This is a genomic window from Methanoregula sp. (genome assembly GCF_052325125.1).
In the GTDB taxonomy this organism is placed as follows: domain Archaea; phylum Halobacteriota; class Methanomicrobia; order Methanomicrobiales; family Methanospirillaceae; genus Methanoregula.
This window is the reverse complement of record NZ_JBKQWO010000003.1, coordinates 1-9,002: the sequence shown is the minus strand read 5'-3', so window position 1 is coordinate 9,002 and position 9,002 is coordinate 1. Positions and strand designations below refer to the sequence as shown.

6 protein-coding genes are annotated in these 9,002 nt (G+C 52.2%); 2 read left to right on the top strand and 4 right to left on the bottom strand.

Features of this window, described 5'->3' with window-relative positions; translation table 11 throughout:
* Positions 1-516 precede the first annotated feature (516 nt).
* On the bottom strand, positions 517-957 hold the full coding sequence (locus ACLQMU_RS00935; protein WP_443673498.1) for a hypothetical protein: 441 nt from the start codon (positions 955-957) through the stop codon (positions 517-519).
* A gap of 348 nt (positions 958-1,305) precedes the next feature.
* Between ACLQMU_RS00935 and ACLQMU_RS00930 the strand changes: the two genes are divergently transcribed.
* Positions 1,306-3,711: a hypothetical protein gene (locus tag ACLQMU_RS00930; RefSeq protein ID WP_443673497.1), complete on the top strand. Its 2,406-nt coding sequence runs from the start codon at positions 1,306-1,308 to the stop codon at positions 3,709-3,711.
* A 446-nt stretch (positions 3,712-4,157) separates the two neighbouring features.
* On the opposite strand, the gene ACLQMU_RS00925 is transcribed toward ACLQMU_RS00930, so the two are convergent.
* Together ACLQMU_RS00925 and ACLQMU_RS00920 are read right to left on the bottom strand one after the other, a co-directional pair.
* Positions 4,158-5,591, bottom strand: coding sequence for an ApeA N-terminal domain 1-containing protein (locus tag ACLQMU_RS00925; protein WP_443673496.1), 1,434 nt, complete (start codon positions 5,589-5,591; stop codon positions 4,158-4,160).
* 19 nt (positions 5,592-5,610) lie between these two features.
* Positions 5,611-7,512 (bottom strand): ATP-binding protein, encoded by a 1,902-nt coding sequence (locus ACLQMU_RS00920; protein ID WP_443673495.1) that lies wholly within the window; start codon positions 7,510-7,512, stop codon positions 5,611-5,613.
* Between the two features lie 236 nt (positions 7,513-7,748).
* Here ACLQMU_RS00920 and ACLQMU_RS00915 point away from each other — a divergent pair, with 236 nt between their 5' ends.
* Positions 7,749-8,282: a DNA N-6-adenine-methyltransferase gene (locus tag ACLQMU_RS00915; RefSeq protein ID WP_443673494.1), complete on the top strand. Its 534-nt coding sequence runs from the start codon at positions 7,749-7,751 to the stop codon at positions 8,280-8,282.
* A gap of 211 nt (positions 8,283-8,493) precedes the next feature.
* Here ACLQMU_RS00915 and ACLQMU_RS00910 read toward each other — a convergent pair.
* Positions 8,494-9,002: ATP-binding protein (locus tag ACLQMU_RS00910; protein WP_443673493.1), on the bottom strand; the 509-nt coding region annotated here is incomplete at its 5' end.

The following is a 9,002-nucleotide window of genomic DNA, read 5'->3' as shown; positions in this document are numbered from 1 at the left end:
TGCCGCTTGAGGGCTCTCCGCGGAGCGCGCCAGCAGCCTGTGGACTACCTGCACAAGCGCGCCGCACCGCGAACACCGCTGATCGTTGCAACCTTGGGGGACCAGTTTTGGATGTCGTTTGACACTTTGGGTGGATAGCGGACCTTCGATGGGGCATGGTTCCCTGCACCCGTGGAGCGGTTGCTGTGGGCCATTGAGCGTGATCCGACGCTCATGGATCATCTCCGGGACATGGCCCTCTACACCCCCCTCGGACCGTGCCCCTGACTATGACGGCGTGCTAGCCATCACAATTCAAGACATCGGCTCAATAGGAAGCGGCCATCTATCTTCCCCGATCGCGATAACATGCCAATGAAAATCAGATTTGAGCTTTGTCTCTATCACAGAGCGGTAAACCAATTTCGGCGGTTTGGGGGATAATGCTCTAACGACCACCCGCGTTACGTCAGGGAATCTTTTGGACAGAGACTTCGAGACCTTGTCATAAGCCTCTCGTTGTGCGACAATGATTTGTCATTTACCCGGAGCGCCGCATGCTAAGAACGACGTTGCGTTGCGCAGAGTATTCGGCGAGACCATTCGTAGTTTTGTGAAATCATCGTGCAGTCCCTCAAGCTCATTAGTTGTATTCTCGCCTCTGAGGTATTTCAGCTCCATCATGACAAGCCCACGACTAGCCTGAGAGCCGCCGCGTGGCTTTTCGTAGAATACGAAATCTATAGTGCTTGGCGCGCCGTCCCCTCGCGTCGAGTTCATTATGGGTTCCTGTGCCAAGACCGGCCACGCCCGGCCTGTGGCAATTTCATATATCGGCGGGTATAGAGAATATTCGCTATACAGCGTCCTTGCGCCGCCAGCTTGCCTAAACGTAAGCCAACCGGCGAGGCCATCAACTAGCCGGCGCACAAGTCTGCGCTCCCTCTCCTTCTGCTTTCTTCCTATGTCAGTGTGCATCCAATCGCTTCCCCCAACTCTTCGACAGCTTGGCGCTGCCTCAGCCTATAGCGGTATCACTCCTCCGGCCACCAGTTCGCGCACGACGCGGTGTAGAATCAAGACTTTGCAACCAAACCAGGCCACTGAAAAACCGCTTTTCCGTCGCGGCTGGCGAACTTCAACGCGGCCCGCATCTGGAAACTCTACGGCACGGTCTCCCGGAAAGGAGATGATACCCCGGACCGCCCGCACCGGAGGAGCCGGATTCTCTCGGCCCCGGATGATCTGAAGAGTGCGACGGCCGAACAGCTCAGGGATCTCGCGGCCCGGCTGCCGACCGAACAACACGCACAGCAACAACCGGCAATGGAGAAGGGCAAGGGCTTTGACCTGCGCGGGTGGCTCTCCGATCACGGGCTCGGTGTCCGGTCAGAGAAACCGTACAGCGGCGGGACGCTTTTCGTGCTCGACCAGTGCCCGTTCTCGTCGGCCCACAAGGACGGGGCTTTTGCGATCCAGTTCGGAAGCGGCGCGATCTTCGCCGGCTGCAAGCACAATTCCTGCGGCGGCGGTACCCAGCGGTGGCAGGAGCTTCGCGAGCGGTTCGAGCCGGATTGGGCAGCAAAGCGCAAGGACTGGGAGCAGAGGGAGAAGACCTGGCGGAAGGACCGGGCAAAAGCGAAGGTTGAGCATGACGGTGCGATCGATGCGGGACCGGCCCCGGTCGCGGCATCGCCCGACCAACGCGCGGCCGCCCTTGATGTGCTGGAACACGGCGACCCGGTTGCGTTGATGCTGCGGACTTTCGCTCAGGAGCATGTCGGCGACGAGATTGTGGCCCGTTGCATGATCCTATCGATGGCATCGCAGGCCGTGAAAAATTCTGATGGCCTGCATGTCTCCGTGACCGGTGATTCCGGCAAGGGCAAGACCCACGCCTTCAGAAAGATGATGCGCCAGGTGCCGGATGCGTACAAGGTGAAGGGCACGGTGAGTAACAAGGCGCTCTATTACATGAAGGACCTCCGGCCCCGGACGGTCCTGATGAGCGACGACACCGAGCTCTCGGACGGGATACAGGAGATCCTGAAGTCCGCGACATCGAACTTCCACGAGCCGATCACGCATACGACGGTCACAAAAGACCTGACCTCCCGGGTCTGCACGATCCCCGAGCGGTGCGTCTGGTGGATTGCAAAGAAAGAAGGGACCGGCGACGATCAGGTGATGAACCGGATGCTCACCTGCTGGATCGACGAGTCCTCCGAGCAGGACGCCCGGGTACTGGAGGCGAAGCAGGACCGGGAGATGCTGGACCCGGACTTATTTGTCGAGGAGTCCGAAGAGCTCGTGATCTGCCGGGCCATCTGGGAGATCCTGCACGGGGAGATGATCTGGGTGATCATCCCTTATTCGAAACGGATCCGGTTCAACGCCATCTGCAACCGGCGAAACCCCGACATGCTCTACGATCTGATCAAGAGCCATGCGGCCCTCTTCTTCATGCAGCGCCGACAGAAGACGAGCGAGGACGGGACGCTTTGCGTGTACGCAAACGAGGCGGATTTTAACGCGGCAAACGATGTCTTCACTCTCCTGAACGGTACGGCGGGCGGGCAGGAATCGAAGATGACGAAGAAGGAGTCGGACCTGCTCGCGATCATCGAGAAGGCGGACCTGCCGGAGTTCACCATTCAGGATCTCCAGCGATTCACCGGTGGGTCCTACATGGGGATCTACCGGATGATCAAGGGCTACGACAGCCGGGGGAAGAACTACACGGGTCTTCTTGAGAAGTGCCCGGCGCTCTCCTTCACCGACCGGACGGTGACGATGACGGAGGATGAGGGGGTTTCGGTCCGGCGCAGGACCGAGGCGTTCACGTGGAGCCGCGAGATTTACCGGCAGTGGGTAAACGGCGGGGCCTGCTGGCTCGACCGGGATCCGCACGATGACCATCACGATCACGATGGCGATCATGATGATGACGACAAGGACAGCGACAAGGGCAATGATGACGACAGCGCAAGGTCAATTACAGCATTACAGCACGTTTACAGCAGTTTTACAGCATCTGCTGTAAATCAAAATGGCAAACCCGGTGCGCCCGGTTCCTGCAAAGAAGATGATTGTACAAATAATTCTGTACTAAGAGATGGTGATTTACAGCAAAACCGGAATTATGGAGGAAACGAAAATTCCGGAAAAAGTTCTGATCAGTGTCTCCATGATTCTGAAAATGCTGTAAACAAAAAACGATCTCCGCCCGGTGCCACACAAAAGAAGAATCCGGCCCCGCCGGCTCGCCCGGCCTCTTACAGCACGTGCAGTAAACCTGCTGAATCGAGCCCGGATCCGGCCCCCCCGGCTGTAAACAAGGATCGGGTCCGGCCCATCAGAGCGCGCGACTACAAAAAACTCGAGATCCCGGAGCCGAAGACCCCGTGCCATTCCTGCGGGAAGAAGGGCTCCTGGTATGTGGAGAAGTTCACCGCGGAGCGGCGGGCCCGGCCCAAGGGCCGGCAGGACGCCCGGCGGATTTGCCGCACGTGTTACAACGAGGCGGTAAAAGCGGAGCAGATGGCATCGGTCCCGCTGCCCGGGGCCGTGGATGTTTCCCGGTGCGCCAGAGTGACTGCGGATATCGGGAAGTGCTCGATCTGCGGGATTGCAAAGGCGGTGTGGCTCGATCGGGAGACGGGAGTGAAGCTCTGCGAGCATTGTTACGGGAGAGAAGTGAGGGAAGATGCACAGGAGGCCGGGGTAGTGTGATGGTTCCGCCGGCGCTGAATGCCAATTTTGCTCCTGATAGATTTGGCGGCCAGATAGGGGCCTAAGGGGCCTCGCAGGAATCAGGATAAATGAGACATTAATGGGACAAAAATGAGACAAATGAGACATGGAGTTTTTAAAAACAGAAGGGCCAGAGAAGGGCCTAAAGGGCCAGCCTCCGCCGGAGGAGAAGGGCCTGACATGCCCGGCCGATTGACTCATTTATGTAACATATGACTTTAGCAGGTATCGCATTTTGGTGATAGGATAATGAAGGTATCAGTGATAATGGGGAAGATCCGGTTAAGAAATCACCGGGTTTTAGGGGCGGTCAAGAAATTGTGGGTACGCTGTACCCACAATCCGGGCCTGGTTCACAGAATCTTCTTTAGGTGCCTGTCCAAGATCGGGGCGGTGCCCCAATGAAATGATTGCAGAAATATGTTTTATTTTAGCCGATACCGACGGGAAAGTCGTTCAACAATTTTTTCGATTTTCTTGATGTCAAATCCAAGTTCATCCAAAAAAACTGTGATTAACAATAGTCTCATTCGGGTTGATAAGTCATACAATTCCCAAAAAGTTGCATATTTGTTTTGAGGCTTTGGATCCAAATGTGTTAGATTGTTTCGGTTCAAGGCGATAGTATTTGGAAAATTCTTTTCCTTACCTACTATATACGGGGTGATTGTTGGATATGTGATGAGAAGTTGTTGGATTCGGGTTTCTAATGATAGGCCGTTCCCCAGTTTTAGTGTTTTAATTATTGATTTTTTCTGACTTGTCGTTAATTGCGTTTGGCCTTTAATTGCTTCTTTTACAATCTCAATTCTCTCTTGATATTCCTCAGGGTGAATCTGGCAATCCAGAAATCGGGGCGATTTTCGATGATATGATTCAATACACTGAGCAAGACTTAGGAATGTATTCTCAAGGTACATTCTCGAATTAAAAATTGTTCCAAAATATATGTCAAAAACTGACTTGTACACTTCATGTTTAATCCACCATTTATTCATTGCAAAATCTGAATTTTCTCGAATCTCATTTAATATGAACAAAATCTCGTTTCGGTCAACCTCATCCACTTGAGAAAGATCGGGCAAATCAACCCAATGGGAAATAATTTGAATCGGTTCAAAGATTACCCCGATGTCTTTTGTCCCGTTCCAATCCTTAGGCGGTTCCCAAGTGCTGGCGGCCGATTCTCCATGAATTTCAACCGGATAAACTGTTTTTAACACACAAAAAGTGAAAAAATATTGGAGTTTGTCGATGATTTTTAAATAATCCGCATATTTTCTATCAGTTTCGGCTTCAATCAAGATGTACGGTAGTTCTTCGACTGTAATCTTTTTAAGTGGGGATCTCTTGATCATTGAATGAACATCTACAATGATCTTAATGTTGAAACCGTCAACAGAAAAAAATGGAATTTCCTCCCGTTCAACATTATTTATCGGTATCGCAACCTGAGAAGAATTTGTTACTTGGATCCTTGTGCTTTTTATCAAATGCTCAAAATGTTTGAATTCAACCATTAATTTTCTAAATGAGATCGTATCTCCCGTCAAAAAGTGGACGTGCAGGATATTTGTTGCAATATTGACCGTCTGTAACGGAAAACCTTCAGAACTACGACTTGTTCCTGCCAGTTGACAATTAAAAAGTGTAATCTTAGAACCTTCTGAAGTTCGTCCTAATATTATCTCCACTTCTTCGCTAGTTGGCGGAAATTCTGAAAAATCTTCTTTGATTAGTTCTCCCCAGATTTCCAATGTTCCGGTACCGTTTGGATTTATTTTTAGCGTTCCGTCGATTTCATTATGAGAATCCGCGGGTATCCACCATTTTCCCTTATACTCGGACTTCGACAACATCGAAAAGTTCCCGGTTTTGTTATTTTCGTGTCCTATATCCTTGGTCCGGATGATTTGGTTTATCCGGATAACGCCGCTCCAGAAGCCCCGCATTTACCATTCGGTTCAAGTAATGAATTCTCAAAGTATCAGGGGTACGATCCAAAATATCCGCTATATCCCTCAGATTCAAGAAATCCTCTTTGCAGAGATTTATGATTACAGCCTCCATGATCGGAGCGGGAACCTTTCGTTTTCCTTCAACGGGCTCTGCAATATCTCGTAATCGTTTCAAACGTTCGGAGTCGGTATTCAAATGTACGGACCTGTCGCCCAAATGTTCGGAGTCCTTCCCCAAATGTTCGGAGCTGACACCCATTTGTTGCGCCATCGCATCGAGTCGGGTCTGGACAGTATCATCGGATCCTGGCACTCCTGGTCGGGGGAATGTATACACCATTGCCCGGGTTGCCCCGGCAGACTGGAGGAATCTGCGGGTGACAAGGTCCTTTAATTCCTTCGAAAGATCATGCGGATGGATATCCGACATCTCCTTAATTCGTGCATGGGTTACGCTGCCTTCAATGGCGACCGTAGCAAGTGCGAGTTTCTGCTCTTCGGATAATTCATTGAACTCCGGTCCGAACCGGCTTTCAAGACTCTTCATGACGGCCTCGGGAAGGAGGCTCATCATCCGCATGACGAGGAACGTCTGTTCAGGATTGAATTTTTCTCTAAGTTCCGGGAGACGCCAGAGCTGTTCTCTCCAGTTCTGGAAAATTTTCGGAAGACCCGAACCTGCCCGTTCTCCATAACCGATGAGATCGAACATCGTCTGGAGGTTCCTGTTCCGGCAATCGCTGACACCCCCGCGAATTGCATCCTCAACCGGAACTCTCATGGTACCCGGGTTCCGGAACGAAAACATATCGGGTCGCTTGATGACAAGGATCGGGACCGTCCCGCTGTAGTCCGCGTGAACAAGCGTGTTGGTCAGTGCCTCACGCAAGGCTTCATGAACCGGGGTATCATCGATGCGGGAGGGCCCTGCCAGTTTGAACGGTACCTTGAGATCCCGGTATAGTTTCTGGATGACAATCTGGAAGAAGTCGTAGAGATTGCCGGACCATGTACCATCCGTGGTGATCCGGTCTATCCACCGTGTCCCGTCATCATCTTCGGGTCTGCGCTCCTGGTAATCGACAAGATAATGGGGGACTGCATCGAGGATTGGCCTCAGTTTGCCAAACATCAGGAGTCCGGCAAGGGTCAGGCCCTCCTCTCCAGACGCCCGATCCCGCGTAAGCCCGCCGATCGACCGAAGGAATTCATGATCATCATAGTTATTCCACGGGTGCGTCGGTTTGGTGCTCCTGAATCGGTTCCGGTAGGCCCGGAGGGAATTGCTGTCCAGGTCATTCTCGGTGAAATGTGGCAGCAACTTTGCATCGCGGGATTCTTCGACCTGCTCGGCAATCATCCTTTTTACCGTGGATTCGTCGCAGACGTAATCCCCGGAGAAATTCCTGCGGTATGTCCCGGTCAGGGGATTTTTCCCCACGTATACGGGTTTCTGCTCGCGTCGTGCCGGTGGCACAACGATCCTGATGTATTGTTTTCCCTCGTGAGTACCAACAGAAACATCGTCATCTTTTAAGATGTTGATGCTGACTTTTTCACGGTTGTTCAGATTGCTCCATAGCTGGTCGATGACCCGGCCGGGTTCGGCGATCCCGATCAGAACGAATTCGCCGGGAGTGACTTCCTGAAATCCGAGAAGGACGATTCCGCCCTGGGTGTTGGCAAATGCACTGTAGGTTGAAAAAAACGATTCAGGTAACTGACCTCTTCCGTCCCCGCCGGTTGCTTTTTTGATCTCGATGTAAGTACTTTCGGAAAGATCTTCGATATTCAGTAGCTCGGCGATTTCCTCGACACTCATCTGCGATGGGGGCGGCATGGGGAAAAGATCCTTTTTGTTCAATTCAATCGTATGAATCTGAGGGATATGGTTGTTTGCATATTCGAATTATTCATGAAAGACCTTGTATCTTTCAAGATAACGTAAACCCTTCATAGTGACCTTTAATTGAAAAAATACCCCCCTTAAATAATTCCTCTTCCCTTTCAGCAAATACTAAACCCCCTGTTTTACAGAGAGATTTTCAACCAAATGTTTTGTCAGAGATTCAAGGAACCGTCATGACCGTCCCGCCAGCCCTCCTTTCCCACGAGAGCACGGAGCATTACACCCCGCGGTACATCCTCGATGCGGTGATCGCCTGCATGGGCGCGATCGACCTCGACCCGGCCAGCAACAGCCACGAGATCACGAACGCGCCGGCAGCGAGGCACTACACCGCTCAGGACAACGGCCTTGTGCAGCCCTGGGTGGGGCGGGTGTTTCTCAATCCCCCGTTCGGGCCCGGTGTCGAGCAGTGGTTCTCGAAGTTATACTTGGAGCGGTCCGCAGGCCGGACCAACGAAGCGATTGTGTTATGGAAGTCGGCGACCGAGACCGCAGCGTGGAAGACGCTGACGGCGATATCGTGTCGGGTGTGCTTTCCTTCTGCGAGGATCCGGTTTGTGGGGCCCGCTGGGAATGATTCGGGGTCGACGTTCTCACCGGCGCTGTTCTATGTCGGGGATGGGCCGGAGCGGTTCGAGAGGGCGTTTGCCGGGATCGGGACGGTGTGGGCGGTGCCCCAATGATACCCCTTTTAGTACCCCTTTAGCCCGTTTCGTCGATCATCTATCTCGTTTTTTTTATTCACCATTTATTCGTCATTTTCGTCACGTATTCACCACATGCCATTGTCCACATATGCCCACATCATGTCCACATTGGCCATGAGAATTCTACGGGTTTTAATTGAATATTTTTTCATTTCAATGAATATTTACGCAATTTTTCAATTGTGATTCAGCGACCGCCGTGCCCACTCATGTCCACATAGGAGGAAAAGACCGCATTGAGCCGGAATAATTTCGTTGCTCCGCTTTTTCCCATCACAATGACTTTTTGCAGCTCAAGATCTGCAAGATCGCGTCGTGCAGTCTTCTCATTGCATGCAAAAATTCTGCTATATTCCTGCCGGGTAATGGTGGGGTGCGTTTGCAAATATTTGAGTGCCTTGTGCTGCCGTTCGTTCAGGATCTCCGGGTGTTCAAGAAGCGTGTTGACGGTTGAGCGCGAGAAGGTGACCACAAAATCGTTGCCCGTTTCATGGAATTGCGGGTCCGGGACACCGTCCCGTTCGCAGGCAGTGATCATGCTGAGCGTACCTGACCCCCACTGTTCAATATACCCGATAAGGAACAGGAGCCGGGCAATGGTTTTGTTCCGGGGGTGAGAGGAATGTTCGACTTTTAAGAGTTCAACCGTGACACCTTCCATCAGTATCCCGGGGTTCCAGACCTGCGCCCTGCTGT